The following is a 23,215-nucleotide window of genomic DNA, read 5'->3' as shown; positions in this document are numbered from 1 at the left end:
TAAGCTGCCTTAAACAAATCAATGGTCTTGGTGATAATAGCTTAGGGTTTGTAGGGCAAGCGCAAATACATCTGCGCTGTTATCACCATTAACGTTTTTAACCACAGTCACCGCGCGTTGATGATCAACACACATAATGGTCATGGTAATGCCACCCATACTACCGCCAGAATGCATCACTGCGTGTGGCATGTCGGCCATCAAGGCTTGTAGTTCAGTATCATGTTGGTATTTTTCTCTTTGTTGATAGTTTTTGAAACCTGTCATCCAACCAATACCAAAATCGACCTGTTCACCATTATTGAGTGTGGCTGGGGTAAACATTTCATCCACGGTGGTTGCTTTTAGATAATTGCCCTGCGTGTGAGCCACTGCAAACTTGACGATATCACTTGGTGTTGCAATAAAGCCACCGCCTGCCCATTTATAGCTGTGATCGGTCTGCGGTGAGTTAATTAAACGGCCCTGATCAACGCTATAAGGTCTTGCACGATGTGGGATCAGGGTAAACTGCTCATCAAAATATGTGTCGTTTAACTTGAGTGGCGCGAAGACTTCTTGTTCGATAATTTGTCGAAAGTTTCGTTTCGGATCAGCGCCTTCCATCGCAGCGCTAACTAATGTCCAAGCGAATGTTGAATACTGCTGTTTGGTGCCCGGCTCAAACAGTAGGGGATCATCTTTAAACATGGCTAAAGCGCTATCAATATCGCCATACCATTTGTTGAGTAAAAATTCATTGGCGCCTTTTTTGTAATGGCGGATCCCTGCGGTATGTGACGCGAGCTGGCGCAGTGTTAAAGCTGCGTGTTTTTCTGGCCAGTTAGTTACATAGTCGGTTACAGGTTTGTCTAAGTTAATCAATCCCTTGTCGTAAAGGCGCATCATAGCAGCTGTGGCAATAAGCTTAGAGACACTGCCAATGCGAACCTTATGCTCGGGACTCATTAAAACTTGGTTTTCGATATCGGCAAAACCATAACCTTTTGCCGCGATTATTCCTGATTTATCGGCCACTGCGACAGTAATGCCCGGTACTGTTTTCGCACTCACCGCCGATTGAAAGGCGGCATTAATCGCTTGTGGTAGTTCAGCTGCACTAGTGACATGGGCAGCCATCAATAGAGGTAAGCTGATGAGTGAGCGAGCTATACGGTGTTTGAGCATGGCGGCATCCTTTTTGAGTAACCTTGCAGTCACTCTTGTTATTATTTTTAAGGCATTTTTAGATTGCTCAAATTTTCTCTAGATGACAACCCATAGGCGCTTAATTGCACATTTTTCACGTTGTGATGAACATTTAAAAAGGGCGTAAATAACAACGATTGATTATTTTTTAGTTGCTTTCACTTTTTAAGCTGTTTACAATCGCCGCGATTTTAACCATTCACACACTGTAGAGGAGTAAACAATATGACTTATACAACTTGTTCCTTTGCAGGTCGTTTTCTTGCCTAGCTCGAAGCTATTTCTTTATTAGCTTTTCAAAGCTAAGCCTGATCAATTAATCAAAGACCTGCCAAATCATTTTTCGTTAGCATTTTTCTATTGCAGAGAAAGGAATTGGTATTATGGGCAAGTCCGTCCAAAAACTTACTGATAACGTTAGCCTTATTGCGTCTAAAGAGTCGTGGATTGAAGGGCTAGCAATACAACAATTAATTAAAACTTCTGAATTACCTGGTATGTACGCTGTAGCGGGTATGCCCGATTTACACCCAGGTCGAGGTTACCCCATTGGGGCAGCCTTTTTTACAGAAGGTAGAATTTACCCCGCTTTAGTGGGGAATGATATTGGCTGCGGTATGTCGCTTTGGCAAACCAATACCAAGTTAGCCAAGTTAAATGTAGATAAGCTCGCAAAACGCTTAAGCGATGTTGAACTGCCGCTAGATGAAAGTTGGCACACATTGATTAGCGAGCGAAAACATGAACTAGCTATCACACAAACTGGTTTTGATAGTGCCCTTGGCACCATAGGTGGTGGCAATCATTTCGCTGAATTTCAGGCGATTGAAGAAGTGTTTGATCAACAAGCCTTGCTTGCTTTAGGCCTACAACCTAAACAACTGCAGCTATTGGTGCATTCTGGCTCTAGAGGGTTAGGGCAAGCTATTTTAGTTAAGCATATTGCAGAGCATAACCATGATGGCCTTGAGGTAGAAAGTGGTGCCTTTACAGATTATATGGCCAAACATGACGAAGCACTGCGTTGGGCTCAGTTAAACCGAGAACTGATCGCACGGCGTTTTTTACAAGCTATTCGTGCTGGTGGCGAAGAGGTTTTAGATGTAAATCATAACCTTGTAAGTCAATCACAGATTGCAGGACAAGCTGGCTGGTTACATCGAAAAGGCGCTACACCCAGCGATCAAGGGGCTGTTATGATCCCGGGCTCTCGCGGTGATTACAGTTACTTAGTTAAGCCAACGGTTGAGCAAAACGTAAACTTACGCTCCCTTGCACATGGCGCTGGTCGCAAATGGAAGCGTGGAGAATGCCAAGGCCGTTTGAGTCACAAGTTTAAAAAGGAAGATTTATATCGCACTGCGTTTGGTAGCAGGGTGATCTGTAATGATAAAACGCTGCTTTATGATGAAGCACCACAAGCTTACAAAGACTGCCAAACAGTTATTGATGACCTTGTTGATGCTGGGCTTGTTACTGTAATTGCCAAATTAAAGCCTGTGCTTACCTTTAAAACACAAGGAACGTGCGGATGATCTTAGTGCAATTATCGTCAGGGGTGGGTCCTTTAGAGTGCTGTAAAGCGGTGGCTATGGCTGTTAAGCGCCTTGAGTGTGATGCTAAAGCGTTAGCTATTAAGGTGAATACTCTTGCAGTAGAGCAAGCTGAGCTTTCAGGCTGCTACAAATCGGTATTACTTGAATTAACCGGTGCTGAGCCGCAAATTTTAAAACAGTTTGCTCAGCAATGGCATGGCTCGATGTTGTGGGTTTGTCAAAGCCCATTCAGAGCAAGGCATAAGCGTAAAAACTGGTACTTTGGCGGTCAACTATTTGAAATAGCAGAGCAAACTTTTGATAGCGAGATCCGCTTTCAGCAATGCCGTGCAAGTGGCGCGGGAGGCCAACATGTAAACACCACTGATTCGGCTGTTCGTGCTACCTATGTTGTGACAGGAATTACTGTTCGCGTAGAGAGTGAAAGAAGTCAGCATGCGAATAAGCGTTTAGCCCGAGCTTTGCTAATGCAAAAACTGGCAGAGCAAGCTCAGCAGGCTGCAAGCCAGCAGCAAAAGTCGCGGTGGCAACAACACAATGAGCTGCAACGGGGTAATCCTATTCGTACGTTTAAGGGCCCTGAATTTAGCCAGACTCACAAAGGAAAAGGACATGGAAAACTGTTGATACCCAAACCGCCTCAAGATGCGAGTTTCAGTTGGAATTAAAAGCGATTTAGGCAAGGCATTGATTGCAAGTAATAGTGTTTCTATTGTTAAGATCAATAACGCAGTATAAATCGCTTTTAAACCAACCCTTTGGGCGCTTCACAGGCACTTACTCTCATCGTTGTTACTTCTTAAAAGGGACTGCCATTCTTGCAAAGTAACGCCTTGATATTAAGCACCTGTGAAACGCTGAATTCTGTATTTTGAGGTGGCTTGGGTATCTATGTAGCCGTAACCAGTGGCGTAGCCCAACGGCAGAAAAGGTATTCAACCAATACAATGGCATTAAAGCCCGCTCTGCAGGCACAAGCCCACGAGCAAGGCACACGGTAACAACTGCTGATATTAATTGGGCAGATATAATTTTTGTGATGGAACATAAGCATAAACAACGCCTAAAAGCGCAGTTTAGCCGTTTATTGCAGCACAAGCCGATTCAGGTACTCGATATACCCGACGAGTACCAATATATGGATGAGGCACTCATTGAAACTTTAAAGCAGTCAGTCGATCACTATTTCGACCACACTGCATAATAAATAAAACGAGGATAGAACGATGTAATTCCATCAAGGCACAGCAATCCAAACACTTATAGTGACACTACTATGAGTACGTACTGCTGTGTCTATTTCTTTGAAAGCTAAATGAATCTAGCTACTAATTAGAGTAGATATGGAGAAATATGATGAGAATTAAATATCCTCGTACCCCACACCTTCCATGGTCATTAGGGGCTACGAATGACGACGTAAAGCAACGAGATTTAAGCCATTTTGTCGGCAAACAAGTTGTGGTCACGGAAAAAATGGATGGTGAAAATACCACCTTATACAATGACTACATTCATGCAAGATCGATTGATAGCCGCTTTCATCCATCGCGCGCGTGGGTAAAAGCACTGCAAGCGCAAGTCGGTTATAAAATACCAATCGGATGGCGTATTTGTGGTGAGAACCTTTATGCAAGGCATTCAATCTCATACAACAATTTGCCAAGTTATTTTATGGCTTTTTCTGTGTGGAATGAGCTCAATCAGTGTTTAAGTTGGCAAGACACTAAGCAGTTTCTTGCAAGCTTGGGGCTAACAACACCAAAGGAGCTGTATGTTGGTCTTTGGTGTGAGCAAACAATTAAAGCTATTTCGATAGATACAGTGAACCAAGAAGGCTATGTGGTGCGACTTGCTGAAGGTTTTCATTACAAAGATTTTGCAAGTGCGGTAGCTAAGTGGGTTAGAAATAACCATGTAACCACCGAGCAGCATTGGATGTACGCAGACGTTATTGCAAATGGTTTACAAAAATCGGCAGGGGGCAAGCATGGAAAAAGTTGAAAACTGGTTAGCCAGCCTTGAGCTGCAAAATACTCCTAGTTTTGCCGAATGTGTAATGAATCTAGGGTGCTTTTTTCCGTTATTAAATGAATTTGAGCAAACAGAGCAGGATTCAATTTGGCATGCAGAAGGTAATGTCGCAATACATACTGATTTAGTGCTTAAAGCAGTTTATGAGTTGCTTGCTGCTGAGGCTTCTCATATCACAGGTAAAAAGCGACAAGCATTGATTTTATCTGCCTTACTGCATGATATAGCCAAGCCATTGACCACCCGAAAAAAGGAGATTCAAGGTCAGTTAAGGGTTGTAGCTCCGTTACACGAAGAAATTGGTGCAAGTTATTTAGCAACGAAGTTGATAGAGCTTCCGCTTGAGCACAGTGTGATCATGGTAATTATGGGCTTGGTGGGTTTTCATCAAGTGCCAAAACGCCTTGTGATTAAAAATCAAGAGTTTAGTGATTATTTCAAGTTGTCACTAAATGCAGATTTAGAACTTCTCTATTGGCTTGAATTAGCCGATATGCGCGGTCGAGTTTGCAATGACTTGGCAGTACAGCTTGATTTGTTAGAGCAGTATCGCATGTTTGCACAAGATTATGAGTTATGGGGGGTAACTAATCCCACAACTACATATTTAGCGCGGATACAGGTTAAGCCTACTAAGTCAGAGCAAACATTGTTGGATGGTTATGCCATAAAACAGTTAGCTGATGGCGACATTAAGCTTGTCGAAGAAGCCATTGCGAAAAACTATACAACCTGTCAGCAGTACAGTCATTGCTACATTATGTGTGGTATCAGCGGCAGTGGAAAATCAACTTGGATCGCAAATAACTTAGTCGATTTTGAAGTCATCTCACTTGATGACATTAGGGCTGAAATTAACGGTAAACGTAGCTGCCAAAAAAGTCGCGGGCAAGTTTTGCAACTTGCTAAGCAACGCTTTAAAAAGGCACTAGCTGAAAAAAGAAACCTAGTGTGGGATGCCACAAGTACCCGTAAAGACTTTAGAGAACCATTGATTGAGTTAGCTATTAATTACGGGGCATTAGTCACATTAGTGGTATTTCAATTAAGCGCTAAAAGCTTAAAACAATACAACCACAATAGAACGTTTAGCGTCAGTGATGACGTGCAGCAAAATCAGCTTAAAAAGTTTGAATGGCCTTGGCAAAGCCAAACACATAGACAATTAGTGATTGGCGAAGCAGGGCAGCTACTTTATCAATTTGGTCGTTTTTAATTGTTACAAAATAGGCTCGCATTGCGAGCCTATTCTTTGTTTTTTATGCGCTTATTTAAAAAATAATCTAGATAGAATAGGCCAACACTAATCGTAGGAACGAGCACCCATACAGGGAGTTTTATCAGGCTTCTTAATATCATTATTGGCATTAAGATAATAAATGAAAACGTACCCAGCCCTCCATCATCATAGGAAGTGCCACTCTCCCATGTTAATGAAATCAATCCCGCTATTAATATCAGGCTTGCTAAAATTGCGGGTAAACGCAAAGTAATGAGCTTTTTCATATAATTCCTTTTTAATTTTAAATAACAAAACTATTCGCTCTCGTATCGCATAAGTGTCGTTTTAAACAACTGATTTAAAGCATCAAAATCGACGACTTTCTTCTTTACGTTAGCTGTGTAGTTTTCATGCCGTGTTAACTCTGCTTCGATAAACTCATTAATTACAGGCACAGCTGGCGCGTATTCTTTTTCTAAGCTTACCCTTTTTCGGGCGAGCAAATCTGAAATCGCAGCATCCAATGCAAGGTTCTCTTTGACAAGCTCCCTTAGTTTATCAAACTCAATTGGGGCTGGTTCATCGTACTTTTCGAGCCACATAATCGCCAGTAGTGGTCGTAATACGTAAAAGTATTTTTTCAGCGGAACGCGCTCTTTTTTTAGATACTCTCTAAAGTTACCTTTTGCCATATGCAAGTAATGATAAATGCCTTTATGAGATGACACTATTTGTGGCATTAGTCGCTTTGCATGTGCCGCAAAAAAGCCATCATCAACATACACTATGGGTGATTGTAACCACTCAATAAACGCGGGATTTGATTTGCTGAATAGTTTGAGTGCTTTACGAATATCCCAACCATTTATATCGATTTCATCGACGATTGGGTATTCAATTACATCTCTTTGCTCTTCAACATCAATTGCTACATACCAATCTTTAGCGTGCGCATAAATAAAGCGCACATCATAATCACTGTTAGGACTTGCAAATCCCCATGCTCGGCTACCCGACTCAATAGCAAATAACACTTTAACGTTATGTTCTGCTTCTGCCGTTTTTATGCGTCGCATTATTTCAGCTCTTACACTGTCATCGATTGCTGAGTGTGCTGTTGTGTTATTCATTTTGTTTCCTTACTACTTTGCTCTGTGAGGTAATCTCGTAGTTGCTTTATTTCTGCTTCGCGAACTGCTTTTCCGATGGCTATGCCGCTTTTACCTTGCTGTATTGCTTGTTGCACAAGTGCTTTTTTATTTAGTTTGTTTAGTTGTTTTACTAAATCCAGTGTAAGTGTTCGTTGCGCATAAGGCCGATGTATAAAGCTTGGTCCCCGTCCTTGCGCATCACACTGACACGCATCCAAAAACTGCAAAAACCGCGCAGGCTTATTTTGCGCATTTAGCTTGTCGACAAGTAATTTATGTAATGTTTTTGGTGTTAGCTTTGCGATTTTGTGACAACGCGTATGATTGTCACTGGTTAATGCTGCCAGCTCATAAAACCGTTTAGGCACTTTTAAACGCTGACAAAACTCCTTGATAACTGCCACGCCGCGTTGTTCATGGCTATGTAAATTACCGTTTAGCTCAAAGCTCGTCGCCTTGCCAAAATCATGCGTTAATGCGGCAAAGCGAGTTTCTACATCAAAATTTAGCTGAGCCGCTCTTTGCAAAACTAACAGTGTGTGGGTGTAAACATCGCCCTCTGGGTGGTGTTCTTTTGGTTGGGGAACACCACTCATTGCATCTATTTCTGGAAACACACCTAAACCATACAACGTCTTGAAGTAAAGCTCAGGGTGGGGCTCAGCAAGTGCTTTTTCGGTTTCTTTCCAAACTCGTTCTGGCGTTAAATAAGCTAATTCACCTTGTTGGTGTATTTGCATCATTAATGCCTTGGTATCAGGATGTATACTAAAGCTTTCACCAAAACGAGCTAAAAATCGAGCCACTCTCAATACACGTAATGGATCTTCAGCAAATGCTGCTGATGTATGTCTAAGTACCTTGTTATTTAAATCTTGTTGGCCGTTAAATGGGTCTATAAGCTCGCCATCGGCACTCATCGCCATTGCATTAATAGTTAAGTCTCGTCGCGCAAGGTCGTCTTCTAAAGTTACGCTGGTACTGGCATTCACCGTGAACCCTTTGTAGCCACGACCTTGCTTTCGTTCAGTGCGAGCGAGGGCATATTCTTGCTTGGTGGTTGGATGTAAAAATACTGGAAAATCACTACCAACAGTTTCAAAGCCTAGGGCTAACATGGTTTCTGGTGTTTCACCCACAACAACAAAGTCTTGATCCGCTGCCGCTCTGTTTAGCAATTTGTCGCGAACTGCACCACCGACTAAATAAACATGTTTTAATGTGTTTTCCATTGCCGATCATCCTAATTAGGTATCAGTTAATGATACCTGCCATAGGTTATCATCAAGCTGAGTAAACGTTATCTCTACATGCAAAAGCGTTTTGATGACCTCTGCATTGGTTAAGCTGTGCAAGCTTGGTTCACTGGTTTTGAACTCGCCTTTACCGGCTAAAGCTAATGGCAAGAGCAACTGATCTGCCAGATGTTCTTCTACTGCCGCTGCTGATTGGGTAAATTGTTTAACCTGCTTTACCGCTTTGAGAGCCACCTTTTGTGCTGCAACGCCATGTTGACCAATAACTTCAAAAATACTGTTATGAGTGTCTGATGTTATATGTAGCTGCAAGCTGTTTCCAGCTCCTATACTTTCTACACGAGTTATCGTGGTTTCAGCGCCTGTCCAATCAAGGTATTGTTTTACAGTGCTAATTTCACGCTTCGCAACATGCCCCGGTAACTTGTTAACAAGTACTTTAATCGCCTTTTTGGCATCCTTCGTTGGCTGTGCAAAATGCGCAAAGGGCTTTAATGTTTCACACGGGTAAATGGTTAACTGCCATTTGCCACCACCGGCAGGGTAAAAGCCATACTTGGTAACAGTGAGCTCACAATACACCCCCATTTTTGCTAAAGCTGGCAAATAACAGTGCTCAAAAAAGCACAGTGAAGGTGACATGCCATTATGTGTGCCACCTTCAAAGGTTATGGTAGAGGGCTGCTTTGCTGTCGCTAATGCCAGTAATACAGTTTGGCATACAAGCGTTGTACTGCCTGCTGTGCCAATCGCAAAGTGATAATCACCCGCTTTTATTTGTTTAGGCGCAAAGCGAATATGGTTTGAGCCTAGTTCAACTCCTGCTGTTTCGGCATTACAGATTTGTTGTGCTGCTAACACACAGGTTAGGTGCTGGCGTAACAGGCCAGGCTTTTTTCGCTTGGCCCGAATATTAACAACTTCAATGGCTTGCTTGGTTAACATTGATAAGGTGAGGGCGGTGCGAAGTACTTGCCCTCCGCCTTCACCTTGTGCTCCATCGATTATTAAATAGTTCATTATCATCCTTTTACGCAGACTATTTGCTTTAGTGTATGTACAACCTCAACCAAGTCTTGCTGTGCTGCCATAACCTTTTCAATATCCTTGTACGCATGCGGAATTTCATCAATCACCGCGGCATCTTTGCGGCATTCTATCCCTTGGGTTGCCGCTATTTGATCTTGAATATTAAAGACCTTTTTAGCTTTTGTACGAGACATGACTCGGCCGGCTCCATGACTACAGCTATTAAAGCTATCTGGGTTTCCTAAGCCGCGAACAATAAAAGAGCGCGCTCCCATACTTCCGGGAATGATCCCCATTTCACCTTTTTGTGCACGTACAGCTCCTTTGCGTGTTACAAAACAATCTTTGCCAAAGTGATGCTCACGCGAGATATAGTTATGATGACAGTTAACAGCAAGCTCCGCGGTTTCAAAAGCGATAGGTATTTGCTTTTTAAGCGCTTTGATAGCGTTAAACATCATGATCTCTCTGTTTTTAGCTGCAAAATCTTGCGCCCATTCTACAGCCTCAACATAGTCATCAAAGTATTCGCTTCCTTCTTTCAGATACGCAAGATCCATATCAGGTAAGTTGATTTGATGACGCTCCATCTCTTTTTTAGCCAGCTCGATAAAGTAAGTACCTATGCGGTTACCAACTCCTCGGCTACCTGAGTGCAGCATGACCCAAACAGCATTGTTTTCATCTAGGCAGAGTTCTAAAAAATGATTGCCTGTGCCCATCGTACCTAGGTGATTTACATGATTGCTGTTTTTAATTGCAGGGTGCTTAGCGCAGATTTTTTCAAATCGCTTCTCAAGTTTTTGCCACTCACCTGCAACAAAATCAGGAATATTATGCCAAGCACCTCTGTCGCGAGCCCCTCTACCTCGGCCCGTTCGACCATGTGGTACCGCAGCTTCAAACGCATGACGAATTGCCGCTAGATTATCTGGCAGTTGCGAAGCCGTTAACGTTGTTTTAGTTGCAACCATGCCGCAACCAATATCAACACCTACCGCTGCGGGGATCACTGCATCTACAGAGGGAATGACGCTACCTATTGTGGCGCCTTTGCCCATGTGAACATCTGGCATGACCGCGATATGAGAATGAACTAGCGACATTTGCGCAATATTATTTAATTGAGCAATAGCTGCATCTTCAAACGGTACGCCTTTTGTCCATGCCTTTATAGGTACCTGTCCTTGTTGTTCGATTGTGTTGTAGTTATTACACATAATTTGATTCCTTACTCGTCCTAGCCTGTTAGGCTATTTTTACGACCCCGCTCATTAGCCCTTCAAGGCCGCCATAAACAGTTAAGTTATTTATTTTTTCTGCGACTTTCTCTAATGCCTCTAACTCTTTAAGGCGCATTAGCGTCGGGTTGTTCTCAATTACTTTCGCGGTGTTGTGTAAGCTGCGTGTTGCTGATGTTTCTTCACGTCGCTTTATTACATTTGCCTCAGCTGCTTTTTGCGCTTCGACTACTTGATTTAAAATGGCTTTCATCTCGCCCGGTAAAATAATGTCTTTCACACCAACGCCAGATAGAGCAATACCAATCTCCTTCAGCTGTTCAATCACCAGCTCTTTCACTGTTTCATTGATATACAACTTATCTAATAAGATATCATCGAGCGTTTTTGTACCAACCGCTTCTCTGAGTGCTAGTTGTAGAGTTTTGTAGATGAATTCATCCAATTTATCTACGCTCTTTGCTGCAAGCTCAGCATCCATCAGCTTGATATTGGCAGTCAAATTAATGCGTAGGCTAACACGGTCTTTGCTGAGAATTTCTTGCCCAGATACTTCTACGCTTTGTGTTCTACAGTCATAACATTTCACTTCAATATCATGGTTAAATTGCCAATAGGCATGAATACCAGGCTGCAACTTCCCAATAAAATGGCCGTTAATGTAAAGTAAGCCTACATGCTCTTTCGCGACTTTAAACTCGGCGATCGGTTTGATTGCGACTGTTTTTTCGCTTCTAATTAAGCGAGTTGCGCTATTTGCACCAGCTCGATTAACTAAATTTAATAATTGCTCAGGCACCGCTTGAGTGCTGTTGAGAGTAATTCTTTCAAGTTTTATAGCCCCTGCATCTTGCCAAATATATAAGTGCTCACCAGGAGCGACGATCCCTTGTAGTAAATCATCAACATACAACATACCTAGTTCGTTGTTCTCAAGTTTCCAATGACTTATATGCTGTTGCAAGATTGGATTATTGCGGTACAAACGTTCAGTATTTCGCTCTGAGAAATACAGTGAGTTAATATCAAAGGTGACAAACTCAAGCTGCTTCTGAAAATCCCAATAACGATGCTTTCCTGGCGTTAACACGTCTGTTAGTTGCTGGTCTTTAAAAACGAGCACTCTTTGGTTCTCTGCTACTAATTGTGTTTTTCTTAACATGTTCTATTTCCTTATTGATTGTTAGCAAGTGTGTATTTGTTATCTGAAAAAGGCTTTGGGCGTCGCAATAACAGGGAGCATCCGGCTTGCTGTTATCGTTCATGCTTAAGCGTTTATCAGTCAGCGCAAACAACGACTTACTAACATTTAAAGTTACGATTTTGACTAAGGCGGGATTTGAACCCGCAACATCCAAATTGGTTTTGGTGCTCTACCTGTTTGAGCTACTTATGGTATTAAGATGGGAATCGAACCCATGACCGACGAAATCATTTCGCTGCTCTACCTCTGAGCTACATTAATAGTTTTGTGATTAGGCATACGTGTTCACAGTGTGTAACGCACCAGGGTGATATTTGAATCACTCCTAATTAATCACACTTCTCTATTCCAAGAGCTGTGCCACAACTAAAAAAGAGTGTTTTTTAGTTTCTAACGCACTGATTTTTATGTTTTTATTATATTTTTGTAGTTTGTGTTGGGTGATGAGGTACTTGACGATAGTGTTACTTGGTATTTAAATAGATACAGTTTCTATCTATAAGGATATATTTTGAAAAGTACGATTGTGGTGAGTATTCTCGGAACTCAATTAGACTATGTGGGTAAGCGTGTTGATCGTTGGGCAAGATGGCGACCCAATGTCAGTTTATGTAGTCAAGAAGAGTTCATCGTTAATAAGCTGTATATGATGCATGATACTCATAGCTCGCGTTTAGCGAATAATGTTGCAGTAGATATTGAGTCAGTTTCCCCAGAAACCACGGTATGCCTTGAAAATATTAACTTTATAGACCCTTGGGATTTTGAAGAGGTTTACGCCAAGCTTTATGATTGGTGCCATCAACAGCGTTTTGATGCTGATCAGCACGATTACTTTTTTCATATCACGACTGGCACCCATGTTGTGCAGATATGTATTTTCTTATTAACCGAGAGTGGTCATTTTCCTGGGCGTTTAATTCAAACATCACCCAATAAGCATAATCAAAATAAAGCGACAGGTAAGATTCAAATTATTGATTTGGACTTATCTAAATATGATCAACTTGCCACTCGTTTTGATAAAGAGCATTTAGAAGGTAATGCATTTTTAAAAGGCGGTATTCAAACTAAAAACAGTGCATTCAATAAGTTGATTGCGCAGATTGAAGTTGTGGCTATTCGTTCAGATGATCCTATGCTTCTGACGGGTCCTACGGGAGCTGGTAAAAGCCAGTTGGCAACGAGAATTTATAAACTGAAAAAGAAGCGCGCCATTTTAAAAGGTGAGCTTGTGTCGGTTAACTGCGCCACATTACGTGGTGAAAATGCCATGGCTGCTTTGTTTGGCCACACAAAAGGAGCTTTTACAGGTGCTCAAAAAGAGCGAAGCGGTTACTTACTCACTGCAAATAATGGTGTGCTGTTTTTAGATGAAATTGGCGAGCTTGGTTTAGAAGAGCAAGCAATGCTGTTACATGCCATTGAAAATAAGACCTTTCATCCAGTGGGCAGTGATCAAACTGTTGCGAGTGATTTTCAACTCATAGCTGGCACTAACAAAGATTTAAAAGCCGAAGTCGAAAAAGGGCTGTTTCGTGAAGATTTATTAGCGCGTATCAATTTGTGGAGCTATCAGTTACCGGCATTAAAAGACAGAAAAGAAGATATACCTGCCAATATTGACTATGAAATGGGTTTATTTGAGCAAAAAACCGGGCAGCGAATTCAATTCAATAAAGAAGCAAAGCAGTTGTTTGAGCAGTTTGCTATGTCGAAGCGAGCGGTATGGCGGGGAAACTTTCGTGATTTAAGCTCTGCAATTACTCGTTTATGTACTTTAGCGAGCTCTTCGCGTATTACCGTGACTGATGTTAATGACGAAATCGCACGGTTACAAGACTCATGGCAATCTAATGTGCAACCTAAAGCGTCTAATCGCCTTGCTCACTATTTGTCAGAAGAGCAAATAGCGAATTTAGATCAGTTTGATATTGCTCAGTTAAATTATGTGCTTAGTATCTGTGAGCAGCATTCAAGCATGGCCTCAGCTGGTCGTGAATTATTTGATGTGAGTCGTACCAAAAAAGCACAAGCCAATGACTCAACTCGATTACAAAAATACTTACGTAAATTCAATTTAGCATGGTCTGACTTAGCTTAAATTATTTGTATATACAAGTTAAATGGTAGTTCTTTTAATTAAAAATAAACCCCGCATTGCTGCGGGGTTTTTTGTTTTTTAACAACCAGTTAAGAATTAAAAGTCAGTCGGTGCTGGTGGCACGGTGAGTGGCTTTTTCGGGTTGTCTTTTAGCTCTTTTAATAGCTCTTCTACGGCACGTTCAATCGATGGATCTTTACCTTGGTAGATTAGCTCTGGGCGATCAACCACCTTGATGTCTGGGGTGACACCTTCGTTTTCGATGATCCAGTTGCCATCGTTATCTAAAATGCGGAATGTTGCCGCGATAACTTGGCCGCCATCTACTAGGCTTGGGTTACCCGAAATACCAATTAATCCACCCCAAGTACGGGTACCAATAAGCTTACCTAACCCCGCTTGGCGGAAGTAGTAAGGAATAGCGTCACCGCCTGAACTTGAGTAACCATTGATCAGCATGGCTTTTGGACCATCATGAGCAAATTGTGGTGTTTTCGTAGGCTCAACACCGCGGCGCTTCCAGTAGTTAAGCGGTTTACGAGCAAGCCAAGTGATCATGTGCTCAGGAATAAAGCCGCCGCCATTGTATCGGTCATCAATAATCATGGCGTCTTTGGTGGTTTGCGGCATGTAGTTTTTGAACATGGCGCGGTTACCTTCGTAGGCTGTATTTGGTAAGTGAACATAACCAATACGGCCATTTGATAGCTTATCAACGTAGGCTGCACGAGAGTTAACCCAGTCTAAATAACGCAAACCTTGCTCGCTGGCTACAGGCTTAACGGTAACTTGCCATGCACCTTTGCTGCGCGGCTTACTGTTAAGGACTAGCTCAACTTGCTCACCTTGAGTGTTCTCTAGTAATTCGTAGAAGTTAGCGACGTCTTTTACTGAGCGGCCATTTACGGCAATGATGTAGTCGCCGTTATGTGCTTTTACCCCTGTTGTGCCAAGTGGTGAGCGGAAGTCTTCATGCCAGTTTTCACCTTGGAAGATTTGCTCAATTTTTACGTATCCAGATGGATCGCTGGCAAGTTTTGCACCCAATAAGCCGTGCTTTTTACGCTCTGCTTTAGGCATATCACCCGACTGTACATAAATGTGGCCTGAGTTAATTTCACCTGCGATTTCACTGAGAATGTAATCTAGGTCACTACGGTGTGAGATTGCATCAGCCATAGGTTGATACTTAGCTAAAATTGCGTCCCAATCTTGGCCGTGATGGTTTTCATCGTAGAACCAATCACGTAATGTACGCCAGCCTTCAACATACATTTGCTGCCATTCAATTTGTGGCTCAATTTTTAAGGTCATGTTACTAAGATCTAGCTTATTCGCTGCTAGGTCTTGTTTTGCTTTTGGCTCAATTAAGCTGTAATCGTTACCCACATGTACTAACAGGTGTTCACCGTTGCTCGAAATAGTATAACTACGAACCCCTTTAGCCACGGTTTCAAGCTCGCTGTCGTGAGCTGTGCCTATCAATTGTAGGCCGCCATTAGCCAGTGTTAGCACGCCATCCTTTACAGCCGTTAAACCGCGATAATCTCCAGCCGGCGCATTTAAAGCGGTAACGCGCTGCATAAAGTCGCTGCTTTGCAGGGTATTTTTCGCTTTCTTGTCGTCATCTTTTTGTTTATCGCTTACGATTGCTGTTTCATCACTTTGTAGTGCGATAAGTGGTTTGATGCTGTCATTTACGGCTGCGGCATAAATACGCGTTGCACGATTAAACATGTAGTCAAACTCGTAGCTGCTAAAGGCTAAGTTAAAGTCGCGCTCAGAACTAAAATACAGGTATTGACCATCAGGAGAGAAAGTTGGGTTTTGCTCATTGGTCATTTCATCCGTTAAGCGAGTCACTTTCTTTTTATCAACATTGTAGTGCCACAGCGAGGCATAGCGGTTTTCATTGTTTTTTACATACACAATGTCTTCGCTATTTGGCGACCAAGTATATTGGCGAATGCCTTCTTCATCGTAGATGCTGGTATCAATTTTGTGTTGTTTACCTGATTTTGCATCTATCCACCAGAGTGTGTGGTTTTTATCTGCAAATAACAGTTTTGAGCTATCTGGTGACCAAATAGGTGTAAAACGCCAAATAGTTCCGTTGCTGGTTAGCTGCTTGGTGGCATTATTTTTACTGCGGTCTTTTAAGTAAATTTCGTATTCGCCACTTTCATCGCTCATATAAGCAATATAGCGGCCATTTGGCGACCAACTTGCGTCAATTTCGCGGCCTTTTGCTGTGTAAGATAAGTTACGTGTTGGGCCTTGTTTAACCGGTACGCTAAATAGCTCACCGCGGGCAGTAAAGAGTGCACGTTTACCATCATGAGAAATCGACATTGAGTCGATAAAGTCACTCACATTTTTTGTGTACGGCATTGCGTATTGACGCACACCAGCAATGTTAATACTTAGCTTGCTACTTTTTTGAGTTTTTGGGTCAAAGCGATAAAGGTAACCACCATTTTCATAAACAACAGCATTTGGGCCAGCTGATGGCCACAGTACGTCAAAGTCTTTATGGTTGGTTAGCTTTTTCGGCTCAGCGCCTTTTTGGTATTGATACAAGTTAAGGGTGTAATCTCGGTCAGATACAAAGTAAATGTTGTCGCCAACCCAGGTTGGTTGCTGATCGGTAGCGCGGTTAGTGGTTAGCTGCTCTGAGGTATTGTTTTTTAGATCGTAAACCCAGACATCTTGTGCACGACCGCCACGGGTGCGTTTCCAAGTACGAAATTCACGGTCAATTGGCGTGTAAACATATTTACTACCATCTGGCGAAAGCATACCGCCGCCGGTTTCTGGAATAGCCAGAGCCTGCTCAAGGCCTCCGTCAGCAGGAACCATGTATGGACGACCCATACGCTTACCCCACGGTGTGCGGTTAGCACGAAATACCACATTTTTACCATCTGGTGTCCAATCGAGAACACGATAATCAAAACCGCCGCGTGGTGGCATTGGGCCAACATCGTTGTAATAAGTCAGTTGCTTTAAGCCAGAACCATCGCTGTTAATTACATAAATTTGGCGGCTGCCATTGTACTCGGCTGCAAAGGCAATGCGTTTACCGTCAGGTGAAAACTTAGGGAAGGTTTCAAAGCCAATATGGTCAGTTAAGCGTTTGCTTTCGCCTGTTTGCGTATTAGCAATGTAAATATCGCCACCGTACACAAAGGTAACGTTTTGGTTATGAATATCTGGAAAACGCAGTAAGCGTGTGTCTTTTGTTTCGTAAGCTGATGCCCAAGGTGCCAGTGTCGCAGCCATGGCCAGTGCCAACGTTGTTAGTTTTTTCATGGGATTACATCCTATTTTGGGAACTGTTACATCATAACTATTCAGTTTCAAATAGCGATGCTGATGCGATGAAAGTCTGTTACAAAATATGAATAAAAAAAGGTTGGCAGTAAATGCCAACCTTTGCGAGCTATGTCATACCATAAAACATAACTTCTTAGTGGTCGTGATCGTCACTTTCTTCTGCGATACCTAACCAAGTGATGGCGCTTGGTGCAAAAGTCATTTCAAGATCACCTTCAATTTCAAGGTCTTCGATATGTACTTTAAGTACGTGCTGAGCGATAGGGTCAGCAACGTAAGCAAACTCACTATTTTGTGACACAGTCATGCTGAAGTTCATGCCCTCTGGCATCATTGTTACGTCTTCTTCAGTGATATCTACTTTACCGGCAAGTTCCCAGTGCATGTGGCCGTCGTGCTCATGGGCTTCAAGCACGTTTAAAAAGCCTAAGCTATCAAGTACTAAAAAGTGCTCACCGCTTGCTGAGAATGAGTAAGATACAGCACTTGCGCCTTCATCAAGTTGCCACTCAAGTACTTCCATTTCAGCTTCGCTTGGATTGATATTTACAAAAACTGCGGCTCCGCCACCATGGCCTGATGCAACGCCAATAAAGCTGTCGCTTGCTTCATGACCATATAAAGTACCGATCCTCAAATCGCCAACCGCTTCAATATTTGCGATTTTTTCTGCATGGTATTCATCGTCATGTTGGTGGGCTACCAGTACACCGTCACCACAACCAAATGCTACATAATCATGGTTTTGCGCTGCACCGTGTAAATCTGGGCAAGTAACTTCAAATGTTTGTTCAAGCTCATATTCACCGTCATGAAGATGGAAAACACCCACTTGATCCGGCAGGATTTTAGCGTTTGAAGTGCTTTCGCTATCAGCACGACGCAAGGTTGCAACTAGGTGCTCGCCACGTGGCTCTGCAACACCGTGCATATTGATGTCGTACTGAATACCAGTAAGTGTCGCGGTTTCGTTTGTAATATCGTTATCAGTTAACACTTCTACAGAGGCAACTGTACCTGCATCGGCATTACCATCGTAAAACACGGCCATTTGACCATCATGTTTAACTATGTGAGTAGGGCGGCTGCCCGTTGTTAGCTCGTAGTCACTAAATGCAGGGCCTTGTTTATAATCATGTAAATGCTCGCCATGATCTTCACGCCATAAACCGCCATCGATAAAGCCTAAGTAATCTTGGCTGCGGTTAGCAATAACTGCATAACGGTAGCTTGGTGAAACATTTAGTGAGCTTGAATCATGGATAAGCGAAAACGTTTCTAGTAATGAGTCGTCATCTAAATCAAAGATATTCGCTTCGTTGCTATCAGCTGCTAAAACCGCTAAACGGCCCATTGAGTCAATGGTATAACCGTCATCATGATCATGGTCATCACCACTGTCGTCTGGAACCTCGATAGGGTCTTTCTCAACAATATTTGTTTCTGCGTCACCACATGCGGTGATCAGGGGGCTACTAATTGCCAGTGCCAATAGTTTTAATCTAAATAAATGTGTCATGTAGGTTTCCTTTATTTGTAATCTTGTTTTAGAAGTAGCCGCGAACACCAAGCGCAAAACTACGCCCAGGACGTGGTGCAATATTTTTTAAGAATGAGCTATGAACGCGGGCTTCTGTGTCCGTTAAATTTGTGCCTTTTAAATAAAGCGATAGGTCTTGGTTCAATACCGATAAGTCATAAGAAATACTGGCATCAACAAGGGTATAGCCGTCTGTTGTGGTTTCTTGTTGTGCTATGCGGTCTTGTTCTTGGTAGCGCGTAACGTGAATATTTGCCGTTAGATTTTCGGTTTGATAGCTAAACTCAGTACCAAAACGCAGTGGTGGAGTGCGTGGTAAATCTCCACCGTCTTTTAATCGCGCGCGTACATAATCAGAGAATAAGTCGACTTTAAATTCGTCGCTTAGCTGCCAAGCAACTTGCGCTTCAAAACCATGCAAAATCACATCGTCTGTTTTAAATAAATAAACCGGTAGTTCAGATGAATGATCGTGCTCTTCTTCGTGATCATGTTCGTCGCCATGGTCGTGATCATGACCGCTTTCAGCGTATAGGCCTGTGTTGATCTGGTAATAATAGTTATCTACTTGGTTGTAAAAGGCATTGAAGATAAAGCCAACATCACCCTCGGTTTTACGGAATGTCAGGTCGATATTGTTTGCCGTTTCTAAGTCGATAGCCTCTTCTGATAGCTCAAAATGACCATCATGAGTGTCGAATAGCGCACCAACTTCATAAGTTGCAGTACCAATGTGTGGGCCAAAAGATAACAGCTCAGAAGCAGACGGAGCGCGCTCAGAACGCGATACCGATAAACCTAGGTTATAACCCGGTGTAAAATCCCATACCACACCTGTTGATAAACTGACCGGTGTAAACTCTTGGGCAACATCAAATACACGTGTGTAACCGGATTCTTCGTGGTCATGATCATGGTCGTGCTCATCACCGTCTTCATCATGTGCATGGGCATCGATCTCAGGTAACAGCACATTGTTAGCATCAATAGTAACTCGCTCAACACGGCCACCTAATTGCACTAAAAAGTCGCCAAAATGCTTTTCTTCCATAATTGCAAAAGCAATACTTTCAGTAACAGAAGGAGGGGTGAATGCTTCAGAACCTTGTGCTTCTACATCACTTTTTTTGTAATGAAAGCTAACGCCACCATTCCACTCATCAAATTGGCTATGCAAAATGTCAACGCGCAGCTCATTGGTTTCGTTTTTGAAAGTTGTGCCTACAGCACCGTGCTCGATTTCAGCGTGTTCGTAGTCAGTGTGGCCTGCACGTAAGTTAATTTTGCTTAGCCACTCACTGTCGATATTGTATTCACCAAGTAGCTGGACTTTGGTTTGTTCAAGATCAGCAAAAACAGCTTCTTCTTCGCTGTGCTCCTCTTCGTGATCATGCTCTTCTTCTTCACCATGAGTATGGCCAGGAATACCGTATTGGCGGTTAAATTGCTCAACCGCAACACCAAGGTAACCTTGCTCAAATAAGTAGCTAGTACCAACAGTAAAGCCATCTGAGTCTTCATTACTGTTTTCTACTACGTACTTTGAGCTGTGCTCTGTGTCGTCAATATCGGCGGCAACAGGTACTTCGTAATCGTCTGATTCACGCCAGAATGCATCAGCATAAAAGGCAAATGACTCTGTCCCTGTGGTGGCATTAAACGAAGCAACTTTTTGCTCATCTACAGAGTTATGTTCTAGGTTCCACTCACCGCGTGTTGTGCTATCTGTTGGTACTCGGCTGTCAACTACGTTGACGACACCACCAATTGCACCGCTGCCATAAAAAAGAGTTGCTGGGCCACGTAATACTTCAATTTGCTGCGCTGTTGATGCTTCCGATGCCACTGAGTGATCAGGGCCAACACGTGACACATCACTTACATCTAAGCCATTTTGCGTAATTAAAACACGTGGGCCGCTCAAACCACGGATCACAGGCGTACTGGCAACCTTGGCATGAAAGTTTGTGTTAACGCCCGGCAGCTTTTCGAGGCTATCGCCAAGCGTTGATGCTTGTTGGCGTCTTAATTGTTCGCCAGATAACACACTAACAGGTGAGGCAGATTCCATTGCCGACATATGAATCGGCGTTGCTTCAACATCAATCACTTCAATCGGTGAGCGTTTTAGATTAAAGGTTGCGCTGTGGTCTTGGTCATTGGCAAGTGTGATATCTCGATGTAAGTGAGCATAACCTGGCGCTGAAATATGTAGCTCTTTTAAGCCGTTATTTAAGCCGCTGATTTCAAACTCACCTTTGTCGTTAGTTGTTACTTTTTGATCAGACCCTTCAAGGTCAACTGTGGCATTAGCCACCGCTTTACCTTGGTTATTTAAAACAACGCCTTTGATCGATTGTGCCAAAACACTGGCTGGTAATAACGCTGCTATGACGACAGCCACTCTTGAGATGTTATTCATTATTCACCATTATGGATATGTTATAATGTATCAATTGTGCTTTAATTGTTATAATGTATCAAGTGTGAATCAATGAATGAGTTTTATTCTTTTTTGTAACAGCATGTTTAAAGTGAGGTAAATGGAGTGATTGGGGTTATGAAAGCAGCAAAATTAGCAGTGATATGCTTTATGGTTGGATGTATCTTTTCAGCTCAAGGGCATCAACACCATCATCATTCACATGGTGAGGGAGTGCTTTTTGTGGTTCATGATCAAGACAAGTGGCAGGTTAAATTCATTTTACCGGCTGGAGATATTTTTGGCTTTGAGCATCAGCCCGAAACAGCTGAGCAAAAGCAAACTATTAAACAAACGTTAGCCCAATTAGCAAATTCACAGCAGTTAGTGACATTTAACGGCGAATGTAAGCTTACTCAAGCAAATTTTGAAAACCCATTTGAGCATCACACTCATCATGCACATCAAGACTTAGAAGTTGAATACTCGTTTAGCTGTGATAAGCCCGTCTCTAAAGTCACAGTTACTTTATTTGCATGGGCTGAAGCAATATCTGTTATCGAAGCACAGTGGATCACAGAGCAAGCGCAAGGGATAGCAGAGCTGACAGCAACAAAACCTTATATTGAGTGGCCGCTATGAATAAACAGCGATTAACCAGCACACTTAATAAAGCGAAGCAGGTTTGCCTTGAGCATGGCAGAAAGTTCACCATTCAGCGCAAGCAAATACTGCAAATATTACTAACCACAGACGTGCCGCTATCGGCCTACGAATTGGCCAGTTGCTACAAGCTGCGCACAAGTTCAAGTGTATCTGTTATGTCTGTTTATCGAATCTTGAGCTTTTTGGAGTCGGTAAACCTTGTTCGCAGGCTTAATAGTGCTAACAAATATATCGCTTACGGTACCGACAGTGAGGTTTTTAAGCGTGAGACTTCTTTGTTTTTAATTTGCCGTCATTGCCAAAAAGTTGAGACTTTAGCGGTTTCACACAGTGATGTTGCAAAGCTTTTCCCGCATTTTGATGATGCAGGTTTTACCTCACAAACAAAGCAATTTGAAATGTTGGGAGTATGCAATGAGTGCCAAGCAAAACTTGCTTGATGCACTTTTTATAATTCATGTGTTCAATTTTGTAGGAATTATTCAGTGAAATTACAAGAAATAATGGACAAGTTTGCCATCGGGTTATCAGCTATGTGTGCTATTCACTGTTTAGCTGTGCCTGTGTTATTGGTTTTATTACCAAGTGCTGCAGCACTGGGTTTAGGTAACGAGCAATTTCATTTTTGGATGTTAGTTGCGGTACTGCCAAGCAGCTTATTAGCACTATTTTTAGGGTGTAAAAAACATAAACGTTATCGATTATTGATGCTAGGTGGTGCAGGGCTGGTGTTGTTGTCTGCAGCGGTGCTGCTTGGCGAAAATGTTATTGGTGAGGCTGGCGAAAAAGTACTTACTTTATTGGGTTCGCTCTTTGTAGTCACCGGGCATTGGTTTAACTTTCGCTTGTGTGGGAAAAAACGAGGGGCTGAGTGTCTAAGCTCGTAAAGATATAAACTTGTTGACCAACCATTGTGTTGGCCAACAAGCTAATTCAGCAAAACTGAATTACTTGTAGAATACTTCTACAGTGCCTTTTACTTTTAATAGTAAAGGTTGGCCGCGGCGATCAAGTGCTTTTGGAGAAGCGACTTTGATCCAGCCTTCGCTGATATTATATTCTTCAACGTCAAAACGCTCTTTGCCGTTAAGTTTTACACCAATTTCATGCTCGAAAACTTCTTCCACATAAAATTTACTACGTGGATTGATAGAAAGTTGGTTTGGTAATTCTGGTTTTTGTGTATCAGTCATAGTTGCGATCTGCATTGAATAAATTGTGCGCCATTGTAGGCAATAGCTGGCATTGGCTCAAGTATCTACACGG

The 23,215-nt window shown here is 42.5% G+C and carries 20 protein-coding genes and 1 tRNA gene; 9 read left to right on the top strand and 12 right to left on the bottom strand.

From position 1 onward, the window contains the following. Positions 1-18 precede the first annotated feature (18 nt). Entirely contained in the window at positions 19-1,167 is a 1,149-nt protein-coding gene (locus VRK28_RS11555) for a serine hydrolase domain-containing protein (protein WP_332393967.1), read from the bottom strand. A gap of 404 nt (positions 1,168-1,571) precedes the next feature. Here VRK28_RS11555 and VRK28_RS11550 point away from each other — a divergent pair, with 404 nt between their 5' ends. The 5 genes from VRK28_RS11550 (at position 1,572) to VRK28_RS11530 (ending at position 5,994) form a co-directional block, all read left to right on the top strand. Next, positions 1,572-2,723, top strand: coding sequence for an RNA ligase RtcB family protein (locus tag VRK28_RS11550; RefSeq protein WP_332393966.1), 1,152 nt, complete (start codon positions 1,572-1,574; stop codon positions 2,721-2,723). Continuing rightward, positions 2,720-3,412 carry a peptide chain release factor H gene (gene prfH / locus VRK28_RS11545; protein WP_332393965.1) on the top strand — a complete coding sequence of 231 codons (693 nt, stop codon included), beginning with the start codon at positions 2,720-2,722 and terminating at the stop codon, positions 3,410-3,412. The genes VRK28_RS11550 and prfH overlap by 4 nt, the downstream gene beginning before the upstream one ends. A gap of 203 nt (positions 3,413-3,615) precedes the next feature. Next, a complete protein-coding gene (locus VRK28_RS11540; protein ID WP_054563017.1) occupies positions 3,616-3,948 on the top strand; it encodes a low molecular weight protein tyrosine phosphatase family protein in 333 nt (110 codons plus the stop codon). 149 nt (positions 3,949-4,097) lie between these two features. After that, positions 4,098-4,748, top strand: a complete 651-nt coding sequence (locus tag VRK28_RS11535) for an RNA ligase family protein (RefSeq protein ID WP_288344756.1) — start codon at positions 4,098-4,100, stop codon at positions 4,746-4,748. Further along, positions 4,735-5,994: an AAA family ATPase gene (locus VRK28_RS11530; protein WP_165385109.1), complete on the top strand. Its 1,260-nt coding sequence runs from the start codon at positions 4,735-4,737 to the stop codon at positions 5,992-5,994. Before VRK28_RS11535 ends, VRK28_RS11530 begins: the two co-directional genes overlap by 14 nt. Positions 5,995-6,023: 29 nt before the next feature. On the opposite strand, the gene VRK28_RS11525 is transcribed toward VRK28_RS11530, so the two are convergent. From VRK28_RS11525 to VRK28_RS11495, 7 genes are all read right to left on the bottom strand, one after another. Then, complete coding sequence (locus tag VRK28_RS11525; RefSeq protein WP_105173847.1) at positions 6,024-6,284, bottom strand: hypothetical protein; 261 nt, start codon at positions 6,282-6,284, stop codon at positions 6,024-6,026. 30 nt (positions 6,285-6,314) lie between these two features. Then, positions 6,315-7,130 carry a nucleotidyltransferase domain-containing protein gene (locus VRK28_RS11520; protein ID WP_332393964.1) on the bottom strand — a complete coding sequence of 272 codons (816 nt, stop codon included), beginning with the start codon at positions 7,128-7,130 and terminating at the stop codon, positions 6,315-6,317. Beyond that, positions 7,127-8,383, bottom strand: coding sequence for a multifunctional CCA addition/repair protein (locus VRK28_RS11515; RefSeq protein WP_332393963.1), 1,257 nt, complete (start codon positions 8,381-8,383; stop codon positions 7,127-7,129). Before VRK28_RS11515 ends, VRK28_RS11520 begins: the two co-directional genes overlap by 4 nt. Before the next feature lie 15 nt (positions 8,384-8,398). Continuing rightward, positions 8,399-9,427, bottom strand: coding sequence for an RNA 3'-terminal phosphate cyclase (gene rtcA, locus VRK28_RS11510; protein ID WP_332393962.1), 1,029 nt, complete (start codon positions 9,425-9,427; stop codon positions 8,399-8,401). Between the two features lie 2 nt (positions 9,428-9,429). Continuing rightward, positions 9,430-10,656 carry an RtcB family protein gene (locus VRK28_RS11505; RefSeq protein ID WP_332393961.1) on the bottom strand — a complete coding sequence of 409 codons (1,227 nt, stop codon included), beginning with the start codon at positions 10,654-10,656 and terminating at the stop codon, positions 9,430-9,432. Between the two features lie 28 nt (positions 10,657-10,684). After that, the gene (locus VRK28_RS11500) at positions 10,685-11,839 is read right to left on the bottom strand and encodes a slipin family protein (RefSeq protein ID WP_062566370.1); all 1,155 of its coding nucleotides are present in this window, start codon (positions 11,837-11,839) and stop codon (positions 10,685-10,687) included. Positions 11,840-12,072: 233 nt separating this feature from the next. After that, positions 12,073-12,143, bottom strand: a tRNA-Ser gene (locus tag VRK28_RS11495). A 249-nt stretch (positions 12,144-12,392) separates the two neighbouring features. Here VRK28_RS11495 and rtcR point away from each other — a divergent pair. Then, complete coding sequence (gene rtcR / locus VRK28_RS11490; protein ID WP_244269409.1) at positions 12,393-13,985, top strand: RNA repair transcriptional activator RtcR; 1,593 nt, start codon at positions 12,393-12,395, stop codon at positions 13,983-13,985. Positions 13,986-14,081: 96 nt separating this feature from the next. On the opposite strand, the gene VRK28_RS11485 is transcribed toward rtcR, so the two are convergent. From VRK28_RS11485 to VRK28_RS11475, 3 genes are all read right to left on the bottom strand, one after another. Beyond that, on the bottom strand, positions 14,082-17,297 hold the full coding sequence (locus VRK28_RS11485) for a S41 family peptidase (RefSeq protein WP_332393960.1): 3,216 nt from the start codon (positions 17,295-17,297) through the stop codon (positions 14,082-14,084). Positions 17,298-17,454: 157 nt separating this feature from the next. After that, positions 17,455-18,840: a 5-methyltetrahydrofolate--homocysteine methyltransferase gene (locus tag VRK28_RS11480; RefSeq protein WP_332393959.1), complete on the bottom strand. Its 1,386-nt coding sequence runs from the start codon at positions 18,838-18,840 to the stop codon at positions 17,455-17,457. Positions 18,841-18,868: 28 nt separating this feature from the next. Beyond that, positions 18,869-21,283, bottom strand: coding sequence for a TonB-dependent receptor (locus VRK28_RS11475; protein WP_332393958.1), 2,415 nt, complete (start codon positions 21,281-21,283; stop codon positions 18,869-18,871). A 138-nt stretch (positions 21,284-21,421) separates the two neighbouring features. Here VRK28_RS11475 and VRK28_RS11470 point away from each other — a divergent pair, with 138 nt between their 5' ends. From VRK28_RS11470 to VRK28_RS11460, 3 genes are read left to right on the top strand one after another with little or no spacing between them, the layout of a single operon-like run. Further along, positions 21,422-21,925: a ZrgA family zinc uptake protein gene (locus tag VRK28_RS11470; RefSeq protein ID WP_062566365.1), complete on the top strand. Its 504-nt coding sequence runs from the start codon at positions 21,422-21,424 to the stop codon at positions 21,923-21,925. Beyond that, positions 21,922-22,389 carry a Fur family transcriptional regulator gene (locus tag VRK28_RS11465; RefSeq protein ID WP_055198507.1) on the top strand — a complete coding sequence of 156 codons (468 nt, stop codon included), beginning with the start codon at positions 21,922-21,924 and terminating at the stop codon, positions 22,387-22,389. Before VRK28_RS11470 ends, VRK28_RS11465 begins: the two co-directional genes overlap by 4 nt. Before the next feature lie 45 nt (positions 22,390-22,434). Further along, positions 22,435-22,836 carry a MerC domain-containing protein gene (locus VRK28_RS11460; RefSeq protein ID WP_054563008.1) on the top strand — a complete coding sequence of 134 codons (402 nt, stop codon included), beginning with the start codon at positions 22,435-22,437 and terminating at the stop codon, positions 22,834-22,836. Positions 22,837-22,896: 60 nt separating this feature from the next. On the opposite strand, the gene VRK28_RS11455 is transcribed toward VRK28_RS11460, so the two are convergent. Continuing rightward, positions 22,897-23,142, bottom strand: coding sequence for a DUF3297 family protein (locus tag VRK28_RS11455; RefSeq protein ID WP_171037140.1), 246 nt, complete (start codon positions 23,140-23,142; stop codon positions 22,897-22,899). Between the last annotated feature and the right edge of the window lie 73 nt (positions 23,143-23,215).

It is taken from the genome of Pseudoalteromonas sp. P80D2 (assembly GCF_036680945.1).
GTDB lineage: Bacteria > Pseudomonadota > Gammaproteobacteria > Enterobacterales > Alteromonadaceae > Pseudoalteromonas > Pseudoalteromonas shioyasakiensis.
The sequence above is the reverse complement of the archived record's forward strand: the minus strand, read 5'-3'. Positions and strand labels throughout refer to the sequence as shown.

Coding starts and splice junctions, on each gene's coding strand:
- rtcA (WP_332393962.1), bottom strand. CDS start 9,427: ATGAACTATTTAATAATCGATGGAGCACAAGGTGAAGGCGGAGGGCAA.
- VRK28_RS11555 (WP_332393967.1), bottom strand. CDS start 1,167: ATGCTCAAACACCGTATAGCTCGCTCACTCATCAGCTTACCTCTATTG.
- VRK28_RS11550 (WP_332393966.1), top strand. CDS start 1,572: ATGGGCAAGTCCGTCCAAAAACTTACTGATAACGTTAGCCTTATTGCG.
- VRK28_RS11465 (WP_055198507.1), top strand. CDS start 21,922: ATGAATAAACAGCGATTAACCAGCACACTTAATAAAGCGAAGCAGGTT.
- VRK28_RS11455 (WP_171037140.1), bottom strand. CDS start 23,142: ATGACTGATACACAAAAACCAGAATTACCAAACCAACTTTCTATCAAT.
- VRK28_RS11525 (WP_105173847.1), bottom strand. CDS start 6,284: ATGAAAAAGCTCATTACTTTGCGTTTACCCGCAATTTTAGCAAGCCTG.
- VRK28_RS11535 (WP_288344756.1), top strand. CDS start 4,098: ATGATGAGAATTAAATATCCTCGTACCCCACACCTTCCATGGTCATTA.
- VRK28_RS11500 (WP_062566370.1), bottom strand. CDS start 11,839: ATGTTAAGAAAAACACAATTAGTAGCAGAGAACCAAAGAGTGCTCGTT.
- VRK28_RS11485 (WP_332393960.1), bottom strand. CDS start 17,297: ATGAAAAAACTAACAACGTTGGCACTGGCCATGGCTGCGACACTGGCA.
- VRK28_RS11515 (WP_332393963.1), bottom strand. CDS start 8,383: ATGGAAAACACATTAAAACATGTTTATTTAGTCGGTGGTGCAGTTCGC.
- VRK28_RS11470 (WP_062566365.1), top strand. CDS start 21,422: ATGAAAGCAGCAAAATTAGCAGTGATATGCTTTATGGTTGGATGTATC.
- VRK28_RS11475 (WP_332393958.1), bottom strand. CDS start 21,283: ATGAATAACATCTCAAGAGTGGCTGTCGTCATAGCAGCGTTATTACCA.
- VRK28_RS11480 (WP_332393959.1), bottom strand. CDS start 18,840: ATGACACATTTATTTAGATTAAAACTATTGGCACTGGCAATTAGTAGC.
- VRK28_RS11520 (WP_332393964.1), bottom strand. CDS start 7,130: ATGAATAACACAACAGCACACTCAGCAATCGATGACAGTGTAAGAGCT.
- prfH (WP_332393965.1), top strand. CDS start 2,720: ATGATCTTAGTGCAATTATCGTCAGGGGTGGGTCCTTTAGAGTGCTGT.
- VRK28_RS11505 (WP_332393961.1), bottom strand. CDS start 10,656: ATGTGTAATAACTACAACACAATCGAACAACAAGGACAGGTACCTATA.
- VRK28_RS11530 (WP_165385109.1), top strand. CDS start 4,735: ATGGAAAAAGTTGAAAACTGGTTAGCCAGCCTTGAGCTGCAAAATACT.